Annotated in this window: 17 protein-coding genes; all 17 read left to right on the top strand. The window is 56.5% G+C overall.

The features are described 5' to 3' along the window. Positions 1-26: 26 nt before the first annotated feature. The 17 genes from gyrA to ACA055_RS21670 all read left to right on the top strand — a co-directional run bounded on the left by gyrA (position 27) and on the right by ACA055_RS21670 (position 20,943). A complete protein-coding gene (gene gyrA, locus ACA055_RS21750; protein WP_497680522.1) occupies positions 27-2,681 on the top strand; it encodes a DNA gyrase subunit A in 2,655 nt (884 codons plus the stop codon). A 228-nt stretch (positions 2,682-2,909) separates the two neighbouring features. Further along, complete coding sequence (gene serC / locus ACA055_RS21745; protein ID WP_497680521.1) at positions 2,910-3,995, top strand: 3-phosphoserine/phosphohydroxythreonine transaminase; 1,086 nt, start codon at positions 2,910-2,912, stop codon at positions 3,993-3,995. Further along, entirely contained in the window at positions 3,995-5,089 is a 1,095-nt protein-coding gene (gene pheA / locus ACA055_RS21740; RefSeq protein ID WP_008071613.1) for a prephenate dehydratase, read from the top strand. Before serC ends, pheA begins: the two co-directional genes overlap by 1 nt. Positions 5,090-5,101: 12 nt before the next feature. Next, positions 5,102-6,214: a histidinol-phosphate transaminase gene (gene hisC / locus ACA055_RS21735; protein WP_497680520.1), complete on the top strand. Its 1,113-nt coding sequence runs from the start codon at positions 5,102-5,104 to the stop codon at positions 6,212-6,214. Between the two features lie 28 nt (positions 6,215-6,242). Continuing rightward, positions 6,243-8,450, top strand: a complete 2,208-nt coding sequence (locus ACA055_RS21730) for a bifunctional prephenate dehydrogenase/3-phosphoshikimate 1-carboxyvinyltransferase (RefSeq protein ID WP_497684463.1) — start codon at positions 6,243-6,245, stop codon at positions 8,448-8,450. Then, positions 8,447-9,136, top strand: coding sequence for a (d)CMP kinase (gene cmk / locus ACA055_RS21725; protein WP_497680519.1), 690 nt, complete (start codon positions 8,447-8,449; stop codon positions 9,134-9,136). Before ACA055_RS21730 ends, cmk begins: the two co-directional genes overlap by 4 nt. A gap of 120 nt (positions 9,137-9,256) precedes the next feature. Further along, positions 9,257-10,951, top strand: a complete 1,695-nt coding sequence (gene rpsA / locus ACA055_RS21720; protein WP_059406800.1) for a 30S ribosomal protein S1 — start codon at positions 9,257-9,259, stop codon at positions 10,949-10,951. Between the two features lie 217 nt (positions 10,952-11,168). Further along, a complete protein-coding gene (locus tag ACA055_RS21715; RefSeq protein ID WP_497680518.1) occupies positions 11,169-11,447 on the top strand; it encodes a hypothetical protein in 279 nt (92 codons plus the stop codon). A 152-nt stretch (positions 11,448-11,599) separates the two neighbouring features. Further along, complete coding sequence (gene ihfB / locus ACA055_RS21710) at positions 11,600-11,896, top strand: integration host factor subunit beta (protein WP_007899751.1); 297 nt, start codon at positions 11,600-11,602, stop codon at positions 11,894-11,896. 24 nt (positions 11,897-11,920) lie between these two features. Continuing rightward, a complete protein-coding gene (locus tag ACA055_RS21705; protein ID WP_497680517.1) occupies positions 11,921-12,160 on the top strand; it encodes a LapA family protein in 240 nt (79 codons plus the stop codon). A gap of 230 nt (positions 12,161-12,390) precedes the next feature. Then, positions 12,391-13,467, top strand: a complete 1,077-nt coding sequence (gene rfbB, locus ACA055_RS21700) for a dTDP-glucose 4,6-dehydratase (RefSeq protein ID WP_497680516.1) — start codon at positions 12,391-12,393, stop codon at positions 13,465-13,467. Beyond that, a complete protein-coding gene (gene rfbD / locus ACA055_RS21695) occupies positions 13,464-14,357 on the top strand; it encodes a dTDP-4-dehydrorhamnose reductase (protein ID WP_497680515.1) in 894 nt (297 codons plus the stop codon). Before rfbB ends, rfbD begins: the two co-directional genes overlap by 4 nt. After that, a complete protein-coding gene (rfbA, locus tag ACA055_RS21690) occupies positions 14,354-15,241 on the top strand; it encodes a glucose-1-phosphate thymidylyltransferase RfbA (RefSeq protein ID WP_497680514.1) in 888 nt (295 codons plus the stop codon). The genes rfbD and rfbA overlap by 4 nt, the downstream gene beginning before the upstream one ends. Positions 15,242-15,682: 441 nt before the next feature. Continuing rightward, on the top strand, positions 15,683-17,125 hold the full coding sequence (locus ACA055_RS21685; RefSeq protein ID WP_497680513.1) for a mannose-1-phosphate guanylyltransferase/mannose-6-phosphate isomerase: 1,443 nt from the start codon (positions 15,683-15,685) through the stop codon (positions 17,123-17,125). A gap of 149 nt (positions 17,126-17,274) precedes the next feature. Further along, complete coding sequence (locus ACA055_RS21680; RefSeq protein ID WP_497680512.1) at positions 17,275-18,648, top strand: phosphohexomutase domain-containing protein; 1,374 nt, start codon at positions 17,275-17,277, stop codon at positions 18,646-18,648. Positions 18,649-18,750: 102 nt separating this feature from the next. Beyond that, positions 18,751-19,845 carry a GDP-mannose 4,6-dehydratase gene (gmd, locus tag ACA055_RS21675; protein ID WP_497680511.1) on the top strand — a complete coding sequence of 365 codons (1,095 nt, stop codon included), beginning with the start codon at positions 18,751-18,753 and terminating at the stop codon, positions 19,843-19,845. A 12-nt stretch (positions 19,846-19,857) separates the two neighbouring features. Continuing rightward, entirely contained in the window at positions 19,858-20,943 is a 1,086-nt protein-coding gene (locus tag ACA055_RS21670; RefSeq protein ID WP_497680510.1) for a DegT/DnrJ/EryC1/StrS family aminotransferase, read from the top strand. The last annotated feature ends 36 nt before the right edge of the window (positions 20,944-20,979 follow it).

Genomic DNA, 20,979 nt, shown 5'->3' with positions numbered 1-20,979 from the left:
CACCAGAAAAAGGAATCAGGCTTCTCATGGGCGAACTGGCCAAAGAAATCCTCCCGGTCAATATCGAAGACGAGCTGAAGCAGTCCTACCTCGACTACGCGATGAGCGTAATTGTCGGGCGGGCACTGCCGGATGCGCGCGATGGCTTGAAGCCCGTGCACCGGCGTGTGCTGTTCGCGATGAGCGAGCTGGGCAACGACTTCAACAAGCCGTACAAGAAATCTGCCCGTGTTGTCGGTGACGTGATCGGTAAGTATCACCCGCATGGTGATACCGCGGTGTACGACACCATCGTTCGGATGGCGCAGCCATTCTCGCTGCGCTACCTGCTGGTGGACGGTCAGGGCAACTTCGGTTCGGTGGACGGCGACAACGCCGCGGCCATGCGATACACCGAAGTGCGCATGACCAAGCTGGCACACGAGCTGCTGGCTGACCTGCATAAAGAAACCGTGGACTGGGTGCCGAACTACGACGGCACCGAAATGATCCCGGCGGTCATGCCGACCCGTATTCCCAACCTGTTGGTCAACGGCTCCAGCGGTATCGCCGTGGGCATGGCGACCAACATCCCGCCGCACAACCTCGGTGAAGTCATCGACGGTTGCCTGGCCCTCATCGACAACCCTGAGTTGACCATCGATGAGCTGATGCAATACATCCCCGGTCCGGACTTCCCGACCGCCGCGATCATCAACGGTCGTGCCGGTATCATCGAAGCCTACCGCACCGGTCGCGGCCGCATTTACATGCGCGCCCGCTCAATGATCGAAGACATCGACAAGGTCGGTGGTCGCCAGCAGATCGTCATCACCGAACTCCCGTACCAGTTGAACAAGGCCCGTCTGATCGAGAAGATCGCCGAGCTGGTCAAAGAGAAAAAGCTTGAAGGCATCACCGAGCTGCGCGACGAGTCCGACAAGGACGGTATGCGCGTCGTGATCGAGCTGCGTCGCGGCGAAGTGCCTGAGGTGATCCTCAACAACCTCTACGCCCAGACCCAGCTGCAAGCGGTGTTCGGTATCAACATCGTGGCGCTGATCGACGGCCGTCCGCGGATCCTGAACCTCAAGGACCTGCTGGAAGCCTTCGTTCGCCACCGTCGCGAAGTCGTCACCCGTCGTACCGTGTTCGAGCTGCGTAAAGCCCGCGAACGTGGCCACATTCTGGAAGGTCAAGCGGTTGCCCTGTCGAACATCGACCCGGTCATCGCCCTGATCAAGGCCTCGCCAACGCCGTCGGAAGCCAAGGAAGCGCTGATCAAGACCGCGTGGGAATCCTCCGCCGTGGTCGCGATGGTTGAACGTGCTGGTGCCGACTCGTGCCGTCCAGAGACCCTGGACCCGCAATACGGTCTGCGTGAGGGCAAGTACTTCCTGTCGCCAGAACAGGCGCAAGCCATTCTGGAACTGCGACTGCACCGCCTGACCGGTCTGGAACACGAAAAGCTGCTGGCCGAGTATCAAGAGATCCTCAACCAGATCGGCGAGCTGATCCGCATCCTCAGCAGCGCCACGCGCCTTATGGAAGTGATTCGCGAAGAACTGGAAGTGATCCGCGCCGAATACGGCGACGTGCGCCGCACCGAGATTCTCGATGCCCGTCTCGACCTGACCCTGGGTGACATGATCCCGGAAGAAGAGCGCGTCGTGACCATTTCCCACGGTGGCTACGCCAAGACCCAGCCGTTGGCTGCGTACCAGGCCCAGCGTCGTGGCGGTAAAGGCAAATCGGCTACCGGCGTCAAGGACGAGGACTACATCGCTCACCTGCTGGTCGCCAACAGTCACACCACGCTGCTGCTGTTCTCCAGCAAAGGCAAGGTGTACTGGTTGAAAACCTATGAAATTCCGGAAGCTTCCCGTGCTGCCCGTGGTCGTCCGCTGGTCAACCTGCTGCCGCTGGGCGATGGTGAATACATCACCACCATGCTGCCGGTCGATGAGTACACCGAAGGTCACTTCATCTTCATGGCCACCGCCAACGGAACCGTGAAGAAGACCCCGCTGGAATCCTTCAGCCGTCAACGCAGCGTCGGTCTGATCGCGCTGGAGCTGGACGAAGGCGACGTACTGATTTCTGCCTCCATTACCGATGGCGAGCGCGAAGTCATGCTGTTCTCCGACGGCGGCAAGGTGACTCGCTTCAAGGAAACCGACGTTCGCGCCATGGGCCGTACCGCTCGCGGTGTCCGCGGCATGCGTCTGCCGGAAGGCCAGAAGCTGATTTCCATGCTGATCCCGGAAGAAGGCAGCCAGATCCTCACCGCTTCGGCGCGTGGTTACGGCAAGCGCACGGCGATCACCGAGTTCCCTGAGTACAAGCGTGGCGGTCAGGGCGTTATCGCCATGGTCAGCAACGAGCGTAACGGCCGTCTGGTCGGTGCAGTCCAGGTGCTCGACGGCGAGGAGATCATGCTGATTTCCGACCAGGGCACGTTGGTGCGTACTCGTGTCGACGAAGTCTCCAGTCTGGGTCGTAACACCCAGGGCGTGACCCTGATCAAACTGGCCAGCGATGAAACGCTGGTAGGTCTGGAGCGGGTCCAGGAGCCGTCGGAAGTCGAAGGTGAAGAGCTCGAAGGTGAAGAGGGTGCAGTGTTCGATGGTGAAGTCGTGATCGACGACGCTGTTGAAGACCAGCAACTCGACGCCGCAGCCGACGAAGAACCGCAGGAATAAGCGGACATGCAGGGGGCGGATGAAAATTCGCCCCCTTGTTGTTTGTCCCTTGAGAAGATTTCGACACCCATGGAGATTCAGTGTGGGAGCGGGCTTGCTCGCGAAGACGGACTGACATTGAGCACAGATGTCGCCTGCAACACCGCTTTCGCGAGCAAGCCGCTCCCACATTGGATCTGTGTCGACTGAGATGTTTGTACGATCCACCAAATCAGAGCGAGATTGGATGTGAGCAAGAGAGCCTATAACTTCTGTGCCGGTCCTGCGGCACTTCCCGAAGCTGTCCTGCAGCGCGCCCAGGGTGAACTCCTTGATTGGCACGGCAAGGGCCTGTCGGTCATGGAAATGAGCCATCGCAGTGATGAGTTCGTGTCCATTGCCACCAAGGCCGAGCAGGATCTGCGTGATCTGCTGAATATCCCCTCGAACTATAAAGTGCTGTTTCTGCAAGGTGGCGCGAGCCAGCAATTTGCTCAGATTCCTCTGAACCTGTTGCCGGAAAGCGGCACCGCCGACTATATCGACACCGGTATCTGGTCGCAGAAAGCCATCGAAGAAGCTTCGCGCTACGGCCACGTCAACGTTGCCGCCACCGCCAAGCCTTACGACTATTTCGCTATTCCCGGCCAGAACGAATGGACGCTGTCGAAAGACGCGGCCTACGTTCACTACGCGCCGAACGAAACCATCGGCGGCCTGGAGTTCCAGTGGATTCCGGAAACCGGTGACGTTCCGCTGGTGGCCGATATGTCTTCGGACATCCTGTCGCGTCCGTTGGATGTTTCACGTTTCGGCATGATCTACGCCGGCGCCCAGAAAAACATCGGCCCAAGTGGTCTCGTTGTGAACATCGTTCGCGAAGACTTGCTGGGACACGCCCGTTCCCTGTGCCCGACCATGCTCAACTACAAGGTCGCGGCCGATAACGGCTCGATGTACAACACGCCGCCAACCCTGGCCTGGTACTTGTCCGGTCTGGTATTCGAGTGGCTGAAAGAGCAGGGTGGTGTCGAAGTCATCGGCAAACTCAATGAAGTGAAACAGCGCACGCTGTATGACTTCATCGACGCCAGCGGCTTGTACAGCAACCCGATCAACAAGTCCGATCGCTCGTGGATGAACGTGCCGTTCCGCCTGGCTGACGACCGTCTCGACAAGCCGTTCCTGGCCGGTGCCGAAGAGCGTGGCCTGTTGAACCTCAAGGGTCACCGTTCCGTGGGCGGCATGCGTGCCTCCATCTATAACGCCGTCGACATCGTTGCGGTCAACGCACTGGTTTCGTACATGGCAGAGTTCGAGAAGGAACACGGCTAATGTCTGAGCAAGAACTCAAGGCACTGCGCCTGCGCATTGATGCCCTGGACGAGAAAGTCCTGGAGCTGATCAGTGAGCGCGCACGCTGCGCTCAGGAAGTTGCGCGAGTAAAGATGGCCTCGCTGGCCGAAGGCGAAGTGCCGGTGTTCTATCGTCCTGAGCGCGAAGCTCAGGTGCTCAAGCGCGTGATGGAGCGCAATCAGGGGCCGCTGGGCAACGAAGAGATGGCGCGGCTGTTCCGCGAAATCATGTCCTCGTGCCTGGCCCTCGAACAGCCGCTGAAAGTGGCTTACCTCGGTCCTGAAGGTACCTTCACTCAAGCGGCGGCCATGAAGCACTTCGGTCACGCCGTGATCAGCAAGCCGATGGCGGCGATCGACGAAGTGTTCCGCGAAGTGGCGGCCGGTGCGGTGAACTTTGGCGTGGTCCCGGTGGAAAACTCCACCGAAGGCGCGGTCAACCACACCCTCGACAGCTTCCTCGAGCACGACATGGTGATCTGTGGCGAAGTCGAGCTGCGCATTCACCACCACCTGCTGGTCGGTGAAAACACCAAGACTGACAGCATCAGCCGCATCTATTCCCACGCCCAGTCCCTGGCTCAGTGCCGCAAGTGGCTGGACGCTCATTACCCGAATGTCGAGCGCGTGGCGGTGTCCAGCAACGCCGAAGCGGCCAAGCGGGTCAAGGGTGAGTGGAATTCGGCGGCGATCGCCGGCGACATGGCTGCCAGCTTGTACGGATTGACCCGTCTGGCCGAGAAAATCGAGGATCGCCCGGATAACTCCACGCGATTCCTGATGATCGGCAGCCAGGAAGTACCGCCGACCGGCGACGACAAGACCTCGATCATCGTCTCCATGAGCAACAAGCCCGGCGCGCTTCACGAGTTACTGGTGCCGTTCCACGACAACGGCATCGACCTGACGCGGATCGAGACCCGTCCGTCGCGCAGCGGTAAATGGACCTACGTGTTCTTCATCGACTTCGTCGGCCATCACCGCGACCCGCTAGTCAAAGGTGTGCTGGAAAAGATCAGTCAGGAAGCAGTGGCACTCAAAGTGCTGGGTTCCTACCCGAAAGCAGTTCTCTAAGGGCGGTAGCAAATGAGTGGTAATTTCCTCGCTCTGGCACAGCCGGGCGTGCAACAACTTTCGCCTTACGTTCCGGGCAAACCCGTGGACGAACTGGCGCGCGAGCTGGACATCGATCCGGCCAGCATCGTCAAACTGGCCAGCAACGAAAACCCGTTGGGTGCCAGTCCCAAGGCTTTGGCGGCCATTCGCGAAGAATTGGCCGAGCTGACCCGTTATCCGGACGGCAACGGTTTTGCGCTCAAGACCCTGCTGGCCGATCAGTGCCGCGTCGAGCTGAACCAGGTAACGCTGGGCAACGGTTCCAACGACATTCTGGAACTGGTCGCTCGTGCGTACCTGGCGCCGGGCCTGAATGCAGTGTTCAGCGAGCATGCGTTTGCGGTCTACCCGATCGTGACTCAGGCCGTCGGCGCTCAGGCCAAAGTGATCCCGGCCAAAGACTGGGGCCATGACCTGTCGGCCATGCTGGCCGCCATCGATGCGGACACCCGTGTGGTGTTCATCGCCAACCCGAACAACCCGACCGGGACCTGGTTCGATGCCGAGGCGCTGGACGAATTCCTGCAGGACGTGCCGGAACACGTGCTGGTCGTGCTGGACGAGGCCTACATCGAATACGCCGAAGGCAGCGATCTGCCGGATGGCCTCGACTATCTCGCGGCGTACCCGAATCTGCTGGTTTCGCGCACCTTCTCCAAGGCCTATGGCTTGGCGGCGCTGCGGGTCGGCTATGGCTTGTCCACCGCTGTGGTGGCGGATGTGCTGAACCGCGTGCGCCAGCCGTTCAACGTCAACAGCCTGGCCCTGGCCGCTGCGTGTGCTGCGCTGCAAGACGCCGAGTACCTGGCTGAAAGCCGTCGCCTGAACGAATCCGGCATGCAGCAACTGGAAGCGGGTTTCCGCGAACTGGGGCTGAGCTGGATTCCGTCCAAGGGCAACTTCATCTGCGTCGATCTGGGTCGTGTCGCGGCACCGGTGTTCCAGGGCTTGCTGCGTGAAGGCGTGATCGTGCGTCCGGTGGCCAACTACGGCCTGCCGAACCACCTGCGTGTCACCATCGGTTTGCCGGCGGAAAACAGTCGCTTCCTTGAGGCGCTGACCAAGGTTCTGGCTCGTGGTTGATGTCACTGCACTGCAATCTGCTGAACCTATGATCGGTCGCCTGGTGGTGGTCGGTCTGGGGTTGATCGGCGGTTCGTTTGCCAAGGGCTTGCGTGAAAGCGGCCTGTGCCGCGAAGTGGTCGGGGTCGATCTCGACCCGCAGTCACGCAAGCTGGCGGTTGAGTTGGGTGTGGTGGATCGCTGTGAAGAAGACCTGGCCGTTGCATGCCAGGGCGCTGACGTGATTCAACTGGCCGTGCCGATCCTCGCCATGGAAAAAATGCTCGGCCGATTGGCCGGCATGGATCTGGGGCAAGCGATTCTGACCGACGTCGGCAGCGCCAAAGGCAATGTCGTGCGCGCCGCCACCGAAGCGTTTGGCGGCATGCCATCGCGTTTCGTACCCGGGCATCCGATCGCCGGTTCCGAGCAGAGCGGGGTGGAAGCCTCCAACGCCGAACTGTTCCGTCGTCATAAAGTGATTCTGACACCGCTGGATCAGACGGATCCGGCAGCCCTGGCAGTGGTCGACCGGTTGTGGCGCGAATTGGGCGCCGATGTCGAGCACATGCAGGTCGAGCGTCACGACGAAGTGTTGGCGGCGACCAGCCACTTGCCGCACTTGCTGGCGTTCGGTTTGGTCGATTCGTTGGCCAAACGCAATGAAAACCTTGAGATCTTCCGTTACGCTGCGGGCGGTTTCCGCGATTTCACAAGAATCGCCGGGAGCGACCCGGTCATGTGGCACGACATCTTCCTCGCCAACCGCGAAGCTGTCCTGCGCACACTCGATACATTTCGCAGCGACCTCGACGCCTTGCGCGACGCGGTCGATGCAGGGGATGGGCACCAATTGTTGGGCGTATTCACTCGCGCCCGGGTTGCCCGCGAACATTTCAGTAAAATCCTGGCCCGCCGGGCTTATGTGGACGCTATGAACTCCAACGACCTGATTTTCCTGGCACAACCTGGTGGCCGCCTGACTGGGCGGATTCGTGTACCGGGCGATAAATCGATTTCCCACCGTTCGATCATGCTCGGCTCCCTGGCCGAAGGCATCACTGAAGTGGAAGGTTTCCTCGAGGGCGAAGACGCCCTGGCGACGCTGCAAGCTTTCCGCGACATGGGCGTGGTGATCGAAGGTCCGCACCACGGTCGCGTGACCATCCACGGCGTCGGCCTGCATGGCCTGAAGCCTGCGCCGGGCCCGATCTATCTGGGCAACTCCGGCACGTCGATGCGCCTGCTGTCCGGCCTGTTGGCTGCGCAGAACTTCGACAGCACCCTGACTGGCGACGCTTCGCTGTCCAAGCGTCCGATGAATCGCGTGGCCAATCCGCTGCGTGAAATGGGCGCCGTGATCGAGACCGCCGCTGAAGGTCGTCCACCGATGACCATTCGTGGTGGCAACAAGCTCAAAGGCCTGACTTACACCATGCCGATGGCCAGTGCCCAGGTTAAATCCTGCCTGCTGCTGGCGGGTCTGTACGCCGACGGCAAGACCACCGTCACCGAGCCAGCGCCGACCCGCGACCACACCGAGCGCATGCTGCGTGGCTTCGGCTACCCGGTAACCGTCAACGGCGCGACGGCGTCGGTCGAGTCCGGCCACAAACTGACCGCAACCCACATTGAAGTGCCGGGCGATATCTCGTCGTCGGCGTTCTTCCTTGTGGCTGCCTCGATCGCCGAAGGTTCGGAGCTGGTGCTTGAGCACGTCGGCATCAATCCGACCCGTACTGGCGTGATCGATATCCTGCGTCTGATGGGCGCTGACATTACTCTGGAAAACCAGCGTGAAGTCGGCGGCGAGCCGGTGGCGGACTTGCGCGTACGTGCAGCTAAACTCAAAGGTATCGAGATTCCCGAAGCGCTGGTCCCGCTGGCCATCGACGAATTCCCGGTGCTGTTCGTGGCTGCCGCCTGCGCCGAAGGGCGGACCGTCCTGCGTGGCGCCGAAGAATTGCGGGTCAAGGAGTCGGACCGGATCCAGGTCATGGCGGATGGCTTGCTGGCGCTTGGCGTCAAATGCGAACCGACGCCGGATGGCATCATCATCGACGGCGGCCAGATCGGCGGCGGCGAAGTGCACGGTCACGGCGACCACCGGATCGCCATGGCTTTCAGCGTGGCTTCGCTGCGAGCCACTGCGCCGATTCGCATCCATGATTGTGCCAACGTCGCGACCTCGTTCCCGAACTTCCTCGCGTTGTGCGCGCAGGTCGGTATCCGTGTAGCACAAGAGGCTCAGTCGTGATTATCAAGCCACCGGTCATCACCATCGACGGCCCAAGCGGGTCGGGCAAAGGCACCATCGCCGGGATTCTGGCCAAGCGCCTGGGTTGGTGTCTGTTGGATTCCGGTGCGCTGTACCGTCTGCTGGCGTTCGCCGCGCGTAATCATGGCGTCGATCTGACCAATGAAGAGTCGTTGAAGCTGCTGGCCGCTCACCTGGACGTGCAGTTCGTCGGAGCGACAGAAGGGCATCCGCAGCGAATCATCCTCGAAGGTGACGATGTCACTGATGATTTGCGCAACGAGCAAGTGGGTGCCTGGGCCTCGCAAGTGGCCGCTTTGCCGGCAGTGCGCGACGCTCTATTGCAGCGCCAGCGGGCGTTTCAGGAGATGCCGGGCCTGGTGGCCGATGGTCGCGACATGGGCACCGTGGTTTTCCCGGATGCGCCGCTGAAGATATTCCTCACTGCCAGTGCCGAGGAGCGTGCGCGCCGTCGATACTTGCAGTTGAAGGGCAAAGTCGATGGTGTTAGTCTGTCGAGTCTGCTAGATGAGATACGTGTCCGCGATGAGCGTGACACCCAGCGAGCGGTAGCCCCGCTCAAACCGGCGGCTGACGCCATACAGCTGGATTCCACGGAATTATCCATCGATCAGGTGCTGGAACGCATCATGAGCGAGATCGCCATTCGCGATATCGCCGGGTGACCAAGAAACGACCCAGGGGACCAGTCATAGTCCTGTGTCGTTTCTTTAAATGAACGTAACCCACGTCGTCTGGGATGTGGAGCTGGGCGTATCCTTCGCCCTTATTCAACAGGAATTAAAATGAGCGAAAGCTTTGCGGAACTCTTTGAAGAAAGCCTAAAAACCCTGAACCTTCAGGCAGGCTCCATCATCACCGGTGTTATCGTTGATATCGATTACCAAGCTCGCTGGGTAACCGTTCACGCTGGCCTGAAGTCTGAAGCACTCATCCCGCTTGAGCAGTTCTACAACGATGCTGGCGAACTGACTATCAACGTCGGTGACGAAGTTCACGTTGCTCTGGACTCGGTTGAAGACGGCTTTGGCGAAACCAAGCTGTCCCGTGAAAAAGCCAAGCGCGCTGAATGCTGGATTGTTCTGGAAGCAGCCTTCGCAGCCGAAGAAGTGGTCAAGGGCGTTATCAACGGTAAGGTTAAAGGCGGCTTCACAGTCGACGTTAACGGCATCCGTGCGTTCCTGCCAGGTTCTCTGGTTGACGTTCGTCCAGTGCGCGACACCACGCACCTGGAAGGCAAAGAGCTGGAATTCAAGGTCATCAAGCTCGACCAGAAACGCAACAACGTTGTCGTTTCCCGTCGCAGCGTCCTCGAAGCCGAGAACTCCGCCGAGCGTGAAGCTCTGCTGGAATCCCTGCAGGAAGGCCAACAAGTCAAAGGTATCGTCAAGAACCTCACCGATTACGGCGCATTCGTCGATCTGGGTGGCGTCGATGGCCTGCTGCACATTACCGACATGGCTTGGAAGCGTATCAAGCATCCTTCCGAAATCGTCAACGTTGGCGACGAGATCGATGTCAAGGTTCTGAAGTACGATCGCGAGCGCAATCGTGTTTCCCTGGGCCTCAAGCAACTGGGCGAAGATCCATGGGTTGCTATCAAAGCCCGTTACCCAGAAAGCACTCGCGTTACCGCTCGTGTAACCAACCTGACCGACTACGGCTGCTTCGCTGAGCTGGAAGAAGGCGTTGAAGGCCTGGTACACGTTTCCGAAATGGACTGGACCAACAAGAACATCCACCCTTCGAAAGTCGTACAAGTCGGCGACGAAGTGGAAGTCATGGTTCTGGACATCGACGAAGAGCGTCGTCGTATCTCCCTCGGCATCAAGCAGTGCAAATCTAACCCATGGGAAGATTTCTCTGGCCAGTTCAACAAGGGCGATAAAATCTCCGGCACCATCAAGTCGATCACCGATTTCGGTATCTTCATTGGTCTGGACGGCGGCATCGACGGTCTGGTTCACCTGTCCGACATCTCCTGGAACGAAGTGGGCGAAGAAGCCGTTCGCCGCTTCAAGAAGGGCGACGAGCTGGACACCGTTATCCTGTCGGTTGACCCAGAGCGCGAGCGCATCTCCCTGGGTATCAAGCAACTGGAAAGCGATCCGTTCTCCGAGTACGTTCAAGAGAACGACAAAGGCGCAATCGTTAAAGGCATCGTGAAAGAAGTTGACGCTAAAGGCGCCATCATCACTCTGGCCGACGATATCGAAGCGACTCTGAAAGCCTCCGAAATCAGCCGTGACCGCGTTGAAGACGCGCGCAACGTTCTGAAAGAAGGCGAAGAAGTAGAAGCCAAGATCATCAGCGTTGACCGCAAGAGCCGCGTAATCCAGCTCTCGATCAAGTCGAAAGACGTTGAAGACGAGAAAGAAGCAATCCAGAGCCTGCGCGACAAGCCAGCGACTTCGGAACCTGCTGCTGGTCCTACCACTCTGGGCGACCTGTTGCGTGCACAAATGGAAAAACAGAACTAAGTTCTGTCAGACCATAGAAAAAGGGCGACTTCGGTCGCCCTTTTTTGTGCCTGGGATTTGGCGAGCTTGATGATTCCTTTCACCCATGGCGTTCACCGGTGAAACCAATGGCCGCCACGAGCTGTCTCTTTCTTTAATCGGATCAATCGTTTATTTGCAGCTAGTCTTTAGCTGAAGCGAACGACAGCCGGGCAGGATGCCTGACCTAAGGAAGCGAATGAACAAGCTCATTGTCGCAATCGCAGTACTGGCATTGGCGGGCTGTACCACTAGTGCAAAGACTCACGCGGTGCGTGGGGTCAGTGGCATCGAGGTTGATTGCTCGGGCCTGGGCATGGGGTGGGAAAAGTGTCACAAGCGAGCGGCGAAAGAGTGCAAGGGGGCGGGCTACAAGGTGGTGGCAAGGTCCGATGATGCCAAAGATGAGGATGAATTTCCCTTTGGCTTTAATCCTGCCGGCTTGCTGACGCGCACCATGCTGGTTATCTGTAGATGACACATTGAGGGCGTGATCGTTGTTCCAGTGCCCTGTATTCGAGCATCTCGGTGATGGCACAGATAAGTCAAAACTCGGGCTGTTCAAATTCACTCGGGCATGCTAAAACCTTTGAAGCGCTGATCTAGCTGCTTGAAAAAGAAGGGAAAAATATGACGAAGTCGGAGTTGATCGAACGAATTGTCACCCATCAAGGGCTGCTCTCATCCAAGGATGTGGAGCTGGCCATCAAGACCATGCTCGAACAAATGTCCCAATGCCTGGCCACCGGTGATCGTATCGAGATCCGTGGTTTCGGCAGCTTCTCCCTGCACTACCGCGCACCGCGAGTAGGTCGCAATCCAAAAACCGGTCAGTCCGTCAGCCTCGACGGCAAGTTCGTGCCGCATTTCAAGCCGGGCAAAGAACTACGCGATCGCGTGAACGAAGAAGAGGAGGAAGGGCTTTGACAGCCGCCAGTCAAGGAGCCGCTCATGCGTAACCTCAAGCGCATACTGCTCGCCGTGTTCGTCCTGTTGCTGGTTTTGGCGATCCTGGCGTTTGTTCTCGAGAATCAGCAATCGGTTTCCCTGCTGTTCCTGGGTTGGGCGGGGCCGCAACTGCCGGTATCGCTGGTCATGGTGGCTGCTCTGCTGATTGGGATGGTGATCGGGCCGATTCTGGGTTGGTTTCTGGGGCGTACTTCTAGAGTTTCGCGCAAGCGCCTTGTCTGATGCCGACAAAGGAGAAAAGGCGCACTAAGCCTTAGCCACAGCTTGTCTATATCCATTAGTAAAACCTTCATTAAGCTGTAAAATGCTGCGCTGGCCCGATAGTGGCGTATTCCCACCTCGGTTCAGAGTGACTCTGTCAGGAGCCTCAGCTGACTTGATGGCTTTTGCATTCATGGATTAGACAGCGCTCGGTTGGCGGCCCTGTCAGCATCTCAAGGGTATGGTTTCGCGTGAAAATTCTAGTTACCGGCGGCGCCGGGTTTATCGGCTCGGCAGTCATCCGTCATATCATCTCCAACACTACCGACTCAGTCGTTAACGTCGATAAGCTTACTTATGCCGGTAACCTCGAGTCATTGGTCGGAGTTAGCCAGAACTCACGTTATGTGTTCGAGCGCGTCGATATCTGCGACCGCGGTCAGGTCGACCGTGTCCTGCGTGAACACCAGCCGGATGCAATCATGCACCTGGCCGCAGAGTCCCACGTTGATCGGTCGATCTCTGGTCCGTCTGAGTTCATCCAGACCAACATCATCGGCACTTATACTCTGCTGGAAGCTGCACGCCACTATTGGGTGGCGCTGGACGATGCACGTAAAGCCAACTTCCGCTTCCACCATATTTCGACTGATGAAGTCTACGGAGACCTTGAAGGTCCGGAAGATCTCTTCACCGAAACCACGCCGTATCAACCAAGCTCACCGTACTCCGCCAGCAAGGCGAGTTCCGATCACCTGGTTCGCGCCTGGAGCCGTACTTATGGCTTACCGACTCTGGTGACCAACTGTTCGAACAACTATGGCCCATGTCACTTCCCTGAGAAGTTGATCCCGCTGATCATCCTCAATGCTCTGGAAGGCAAGCCACTGCCGGTCTACGGCAAAGGAAATCAGGTCCGTGACTGGCTCTACGTCGAAGACCACGCTCGCGCACTGTACAAAGTCGTCACCGAAGGCGTTATCGGTGAGACGTACAACATCGGTGGTCATAACGAAAAGCAAAACATTGAAGTGGTGCATACCCTTTGCGCACTGCTCGACGAGCTGCGTCCAGACTCCGCTCATCGTCCACACGCAAGGCTGATCACTTACGTTCAGGATCGCCCGGGCCACGATCAGCGTTACGCGATCGACGCCAGCAAAATCCAGCGTGAACTGGGTTGGACGCCGGAAGAAACCTTTGAAACCGGAATTCGCAAAACGGTCGAGTGGTACCTTAACAACACTGAATGGGTGGCTCACGTTAAGAGCGGCAGCTACCAACAGTGGATCGACGAGAACTACGCGGACCGTTCGAGTAAGGCATGAAAATTCTCCTGCTGGGAAAAAACGGCCAGGTCGGCTGGGAGCTGCAGCGCGCCCTCGCGCCGCTTGGTGAGTTGATTGCGCTGGATCGTCACGCGGACAATGGTTTAAGTGGCGACCTGTCTGACCTCGACGCCTTGCGTAAGACGATCCGTCAGGTCAGTCCCAACGTTATTGTGAACGCCGCGGCCTACACGGCCGTCGATAGAGCTGAGTCCGAGCCTGAGTTGGCCGACCTCGTAAACGCTCAAGCAGTTCAAGTCCTGGCCGAAGAGGCCGCGACTCTGGACGCTTGGCTGATTCACTACTCGACCGACTACGTCTTCAGCGGTCGAGGTTCAACACCATGGCAAGAGTTGGATGCAGTCGACCCGGTAAATCACTACGGGGTCAGTAAATTGGCTGGCGAGGAGGCGATTACGGCGTCTGGTTGCAAGCATTTGATCTTCCGCACCAGTTGGGGTTATGGCGCTCGGGGTAACTGCTTCGCCAAGACTATGTTGCGTCTGGCTAAGGATCGCGAAACCCTGAACGTTATCGCGGACCAGATCGGTGCACCTACTGGTGCAGATCTGATCGCTGATGTGACAGCGTTGGCCATTCGGCAAGTCCTGCAGCATCCTGAACTCGCAGGCCTTTATCACCTCGCTGCGAGTGGCGAGGTGTCCTGGCACGGTTATGCCAGCTATGTGATCGGTTTCGCCCGGGCTAATGGCGAGCAGCTCGCTGTAACGGAGATCAACCCTGTCGCAACGACAGCTTATCCCACGCCCGCATGTCGCCCTCTGAACTCGCGTTTGAATACTCAGAAGCTGCGAGACAATTTTTCTCTACACTTGCCGGATTGGCAAAGTGGCGTAACCCGAATGCTTAGGGAAGTTCTGAATAAATGACCTCGACAAATCGCAAAGGCATCATCCTCGCTGGCGGCTCGGGCACGCGTCTGCACCCATTGACCATCGGTGTGTCCAAGCAGATGTTGCCGATTTATGACAAGCCGATGATTTTTTATCCTTTGTCAGTGCTGATGCTCGCAGGCATACGTGAAATTCTGATCATCTCCACGCCCGATGATCTGCCGAATTTCCGCAAGTTGCTGGGGGATGGCAGCCTTTACGGTATCGAGCTGACTTATGCCGAGCAGCCTAGCCCTGACGGCCTGGCACAAGCCTTCATTATCGGCGAAGAGTTCATTGGCGAAGATCCTTGCTGCCTGATCCTGGGTGATAATATTTTCTATGGTCAGATTACGGAGCATCTGCGGTCCGCTGGCAGACAGGTTCAGGGTGCAACCATCTTTGGTTATCACGTGTCTGATCCGGAACGTTTTGGTGTCGTGGAGTTTGATGCAAACGGTCAGGTGCTGAGCATCGAAGAAAAACCGCAGGATCCCAAATCCAACTATGCGGTGACTGGTTTGTACTTCTACGACAATCAGGTCGTCGAGATCGCCAAGAACATCAAGCCGTCCGCACGCGGCGAGTTGGAAATCACGGACATAAACCGTGTTTACCTGGAACAGAAGTCCCTGAAAGTCGAAATGCTTGGACGCGGCTTCGCTTGGCTGGATACCGGTACTCACGATTCGCTACTTGAGGCCAGCCACTTTGTGCATACCATCGAGAAGCGCCAAGGCTTGAAGGTCGCTTGTCTGGAAGAGATTGCTTACAACAGTGGGTGGATTTCTGCAGCTGAATTGTCAGCTCAGGCCGCGCGCCTCGGAAAGACTGGGTATGGTCAATATCTGGAGAAACTCCTGGAGACGCAAGGCCGTTGAGATTCTGGTCGGCACTGGAGGTTGATGTTATTTTGATGGCATGCACGTGTTTGTTTTTCAAATGATTTTTTATCTCCGGTCGGCGCATCAGTTATTAATTCCCGGCACTACCTGTAGAATGGCGGGACGAATTATCTGATCTCGTTCAACATTGCATTTCGATCTCAATTGCTCCGCTTTTCCTTTCTATGGAAGACTTCTTTGTAGTGATTGCCTCCAATAGAAGAGGGGGCAAGATGAAACATCCGATAAGCGGTCGAGCGGTTCAGTCAGAGAAGCGCGTAAGGGTAAGTCCGATGGGTTTGGATCGAAGTTGAGCTGTCACTCTAGCGGTCGCTTTGAGCAACATTTTGCATCGATTGCGATGCAGGAATGACTGGAAACATAACTGAGCCCACTTTCTGGATACAATCTGCCAGAAGGGGATTAAGGATTTAGAGCATGGAACTGATTCCCGTAATTTTGTCTGGCGGAGTGGGCAGCCGGTTGTGGCCTGTTTCTCGAGAAGCGCACCCAAAGCCGTTCATGGATCTGCCTGATGGCCAGAATTTAATCCAGAAGACCTTCCTTCGGGCGTCGCGCCTGGAAGGTGTTGTGGAAGTTTTGACGGTGACCAATCGCGAACTCCTGTTCAAGACCGAAGATGAATACGGCGCAGTCAATACAGCCAAGCATCCGCAGGGTTTTATCCTGGAACCTTTCGGTCGTAATACGGCTGCTGCCGTTGCCGCCGCCGCGCTTCAGTTGGAGGCCACGCATGGCCATGACGCACAAATGCTGGTGCTGGCCGCAGACCATCTGATCAAAGACGAAAAGGCCTTTGGCGCGGCAGTGACTAGTGCCATGGCGCTGGCGGCCGATGGTTGGCTGGTGACCTTTGGCATTCAGCCGACTTATCCTGAAACCGGATTTGGCTATATAGAAGCGCAAAAAACTGCCCCATTGAAGGGGGGGCTGAAGGTCGCGCGTTTCGTCGAAAAGCCTGACCTTGAAACTGCTCAAGGTTATGTCAGTGCAGGCAACTACTACTGGAACTCAGGAATGTTCTGCTTCCGAGTGGGCTCTGTCCTCGAAGAGCTTCGCCAGCACGCACCAGACGTCGTAGAGGCGGTCAGCAAGACTATTGAGAAATCACGCCTCACCTCGTCGACCAAATTCCGTTGTCTGGCACTCGATGCTGAAGCGTTCGCCGAGGTTCCGGATATCTCCATCGATTACGCCTTGATGGAGCGTTCCTCCAAAGTAGCCACTATCCCCTGTGATATCGGGTGGAGTGACATCGGTTCCTGGAACGCTGTCAGTGAACTGACCGAGCCCGATGAAAACGGCAACCGCTTTGAAGGCGAGGTGTTGTCCCACAACTCTCGTAACAACTATGTGAACAGTGATGGTCGGCTGACGGCATTGGTCGGCGTTGAAGACTTGCTGGTAATCGACACCCCTGATGCGGTGATGATTGCCCACAAGGACCACGCCCAAGACGTGAAACATATCGTCAACCAGCTCAAGGCCTGCAGTCACACGGTTCATTTGCTCCACCGTACTGTGCACCGCCCTTGGGGCACTTACACGACACTGGAAAATGGCGAGCGCTTCAAAATCAAGCGCATTGTGGTGAAACCCAAGGCTTCTCTGTCGCTGCAGATGCATCACCACCGAAGCGAACACTGGATTGTCGTCAGCGGGATGGCAGTGGTGGTCAACGACCAGCAAGAACTGATGTTGAACACCAACGAGTCGACCTTTATTCGTGCTGGCCATCAACACCGTTTGAGCAATCCAGGGGTCATCGACTTGGTGTTGATTGAAGTGCAAAGCGGTGACTATCTGGGTGAGGATGATATCGTTCGCTTCGACGATAATTACGGCCGTGCCGATAAGTAATAACCATTTGGCAAAATAAGTCAGGTCGGTGCGGTTTCCACCGACCAGACTTTTTTGCATTTAGCCGGCCCTGATGCATTGTCATCCTCACAAGCGGGCAGGGCAGCCACCCCTGGCCTCACGTCCACATACCTCAGCAAGAGAGCGGTATGAATACCCCGATCAAAACAAAGTGTTTCAAAGCCTATGATATTCGTGGCCAAGTGCCGTCCGATCTCAATGAAGATGTTGCTTACCGGATAGGCCGGGCCATGGCTGCCGAGTTGCAGGGCAAAAACATTGTGCTTGGGCGAGATATGCGGCTTGAAAGCCCGATGCTGGCAGAGGCGACGACACGTGGATTGCTCGAGGCCGGTGCCAACGTCATCGATATCGGCTTGTGCGGCACCGAAGAGGTCTACTTTGCCACAAGTGCTTTCAAGGCGGACGGCGGAATAATGATTACCGCAAGTCATAATCCCAAGGGTTACAACGGGATGAAGCTAGTAAAGTCTGAATCTCGTCCTATCAGTGGTGATACTGGCCTCAATGCCATACGTGACCGCGTGGAAAGTGGTGATTTAGGCGCGTTGGCCGTAACGCCGGGCGCAGTTCGATTCGAACTGAATAAAACGGCCTACATCGAGCACCTTCTCAGTTATGTCAATGTGGCGGATCTCAAACCGCTAAAAATCCTTGCCGATCCGGGCAATGGTGCTGCAGGGCCTGTGTTGCAGCAATTGATCAAAAAGTTGCCGTTCGAATGGGTGGTCATAAATGCCGAGCCCGATGGCCACTTTCCCAACGGCGTACCTAATCCGCTTCTTCCAGAGAACCGCACGCTGACACGGCAAGCGTTGTTGGCAAACGGCTGCGATTTAGCGATTGCGTGGGATGGTGACTTCGATCGCTGTTTCTTTTTCGACCAAGAAGGCCGCTTCATCGAAGGCTATTACCTGGTTGGCCTGCTGGCGGAAATGCTGCTCAAGAAGAACCCTGGCTCGAAGATCATCCATGACCCAAGGTTGACTTGGAACACCATCGATCAGGTTCGATTGGCGGGCGGTGTTTCAGTACAATGCAAGACCGGGCACGCCTTTATCAAGGAGCGCATGCGACTGGAGAATGCGATCTACGGCGGTGAGATGAGTGCTCACCATTATTTCCGGGATTTCGCCTATTGCGACAGCGGCATGATTCCCTGGTTGTTGGTGACCGCACTGATGTCCGCGTCCGGTAAAAATTTAGCCCAGCTCGTTGATGAGCGCATTGCCGCCTATCCATGCAGTGGCGAAATCAACTATCGGGTGAACGATGTATCAGCGGCGTTGGAAGAGGTCCTGGCACATTATTTACCTCAAGGGCCGCACCTTGATCAAACCGATGGAGTCAGTCTGGAGTTTCCCGACTGGCGATTTAATCTCCGAGGTTCAAACACAGAGCCTTTGTTGAGGTTGAATGTAGAAAGTAGAAGGGACCCAGCGCTGGTAGCGCTGAAAGTTAAAGAAATTGAGGAACTGCTGAACAGTAGATATATGGAATGACAAAAACGAGTCTCACTTCCAGACAGAAGGTGAGGGGCAGCAAAAAGTTGGCTCTCTGATAGAGACTTACTGTTCGATTGATTAATTTAAATTGGTGAGAAAATGAGCGACAAGAAAGTAGCGTTGATTACGGGTATTACTGGTCAGGATGGTGCTTACCTTGCTGAGTTCCTGCTTAAAAAAGGTTATTCGGTACACGGTATCAAGCGCCGTAGCTCTCTGTTCAATACTCATCGTATTGATCATCTCTACCACGACCCGCACAATCAAGGCTATGATCTTAAGCTGCATTACGGAGACCTGACCGATTCGAGCAGCCTGATTCGTATCGTGCAGGAAATACAACCGGACGAAATCTACAACCTGGCGGCTCAAAGCCACGTTGGCGTTTCCTTCGAAGCACCAGAATATACTGCTGATACTGATGCTATGGGTACACTACGTATTCTTGAAGCAATCCGCATCGCAGGGCTCGAGAAAAAGACCAAGTTCTATCAGGCATCCACATCGGAACTATACGGTCTGGTTCAGGAAATCCCACAGAAAGAAACCACGCCTTTCTATCCGCGCTCCCCATATGCCGTCGCCAAGTTGTACGCCTACTGGATTACAGTGAACTACCGTGAGTCTTATGGCATGTATGCCTGCAACGGTATTCTCTTTAACCATGAATCGCCGATCCGCGGTGAAACCTTCGTAACCCGCAAGATCACCCGCGCCCTGGCACGTATCAAGCTGGATCTGCAAGATTGCCTGTACCTCGGCAATATGGACGCCCTGCGTGACTGGGGTCATGCCCGTGATTACGTGGAAATGCAATGGCTCATGCTGCAACAAGAAACACCAGAAGATTTTGTGATCGCGACCGGTGTTCAATACTCCGTTCGGCAATTTGTTGAGCTCGCGGCGAACGAAATCGATATCAAGATTCGTTGGGAAGGCACGGGCGTAGAGGAGAAAGGTTACGACGTCGCAACCAACAAATGCATCGTTGCCGTCGACCCACGTTATTTCCGTCCAGCCGAAGTTGAGACCCTGCTGGGTGACCCTAGTAAAGCCAAAGCCAAATTGGGCTGGGTACCGGCTACTTCCTTCGCCGAGCTGGTAGAAGAAATGATGCGTGAAGACATGCGTGAAGCCGAACGCGACCAACTGGTCCAGGCTCACGGCTACAAATACTTCAAAGGTCAAGAATAAGAGGGGGCTGGCATGATACCGGTATATCAGCCCTTTCTGGGCGGACGCGAAAAGGAATATGTAAACCAGTGTCTTGATTCGACCTGGATTTCCTCTCGCGGAGAATTTATTTCCCGCTTTGAGAGCGAGTTTGCCCGATACATCGGTGCGGAACATGCGACCACAGTGAGCAATGGCACGGTTGCCCTGCACCTGGCAATGGCTGCTTTGGGGCTTGGGCCTGGCGATGAGGTGATTGTCCCAACGCTCACTTACGTGGCGTCCGTCAACACCATCATGCAAACCGGAGCCAGCGTCGTATACGCTGAATCCCTGGCTGATACCTGGAACGTCAGCGTTCCAGACATCCGCAGCCGCATTACGCCCAACACCAAAGCCGTTATGGTCGTGCATCTGTACGGCCTTGCGTGTGACATGGATGAAGTCGTTGCTCTGTGTAAAGAGCACAATCTGCTGCTGATCGAAGACTGCGCAGAAGCCTTTGGCTCTCTGTACAAAGGTCAGCATGTAGGGACTTTTGGTGATGTCGCAACGTTCAGCTTTTTTGGAAACAAGACCATTACTACCGGTGAGGGTGGAATGGTGGTGTCCAAAAACAAGGACATCCACGAAAGAGCCTGTCATCTCAAAAGCCAAGGCGTGTCCAAGACTCGCGAATACTGGCATGACGAGTTGGCATTCAACTATCGGATGACCAATATCTGCGCTGCCATTGGTCTAGCCCAGTTGGAACGTGCAGACGAGATCATCACCCTTAAGCGGCAGGTTGCGGACTGGTATCGCGAAGCGCTCGAAGGGCTTCCGCTGCAGATGCATGCAGAGCAGCCAGGTACTCGTCACTCCTACTGGATGTGCTCGGTGCTGTTGGATGATCCGAGCCGGCGTCAGGCATTGCGTGATCATTTGAAAAACAAGGGCATTGAGACACGTCCTCTGTTTGCTCCCGCTCACAACATGCCGCATTGCAAGACGGAAGAAACCTTTCCGGTAGCGCAGGACCTCAGCTCGCGAGGGATGAACCTTCCGAGTTATCCGACGCTGAGCCGCGAGCAGGTGCAGCAAGTAGTAGAAGAAATTCGATCTTACTTTGCCAGCTGATGTTGCGTTGGGATTGAGGCTGGCGACAGCCTCAAT

The organism is Pseudomonas sp. LBUM1657 (genome assembly GCF_059716075.1).
Note: the sequence above shows the minus strand (reverse complement) of the source record. Positions and strands in the feature narration are given on the sequence as shown.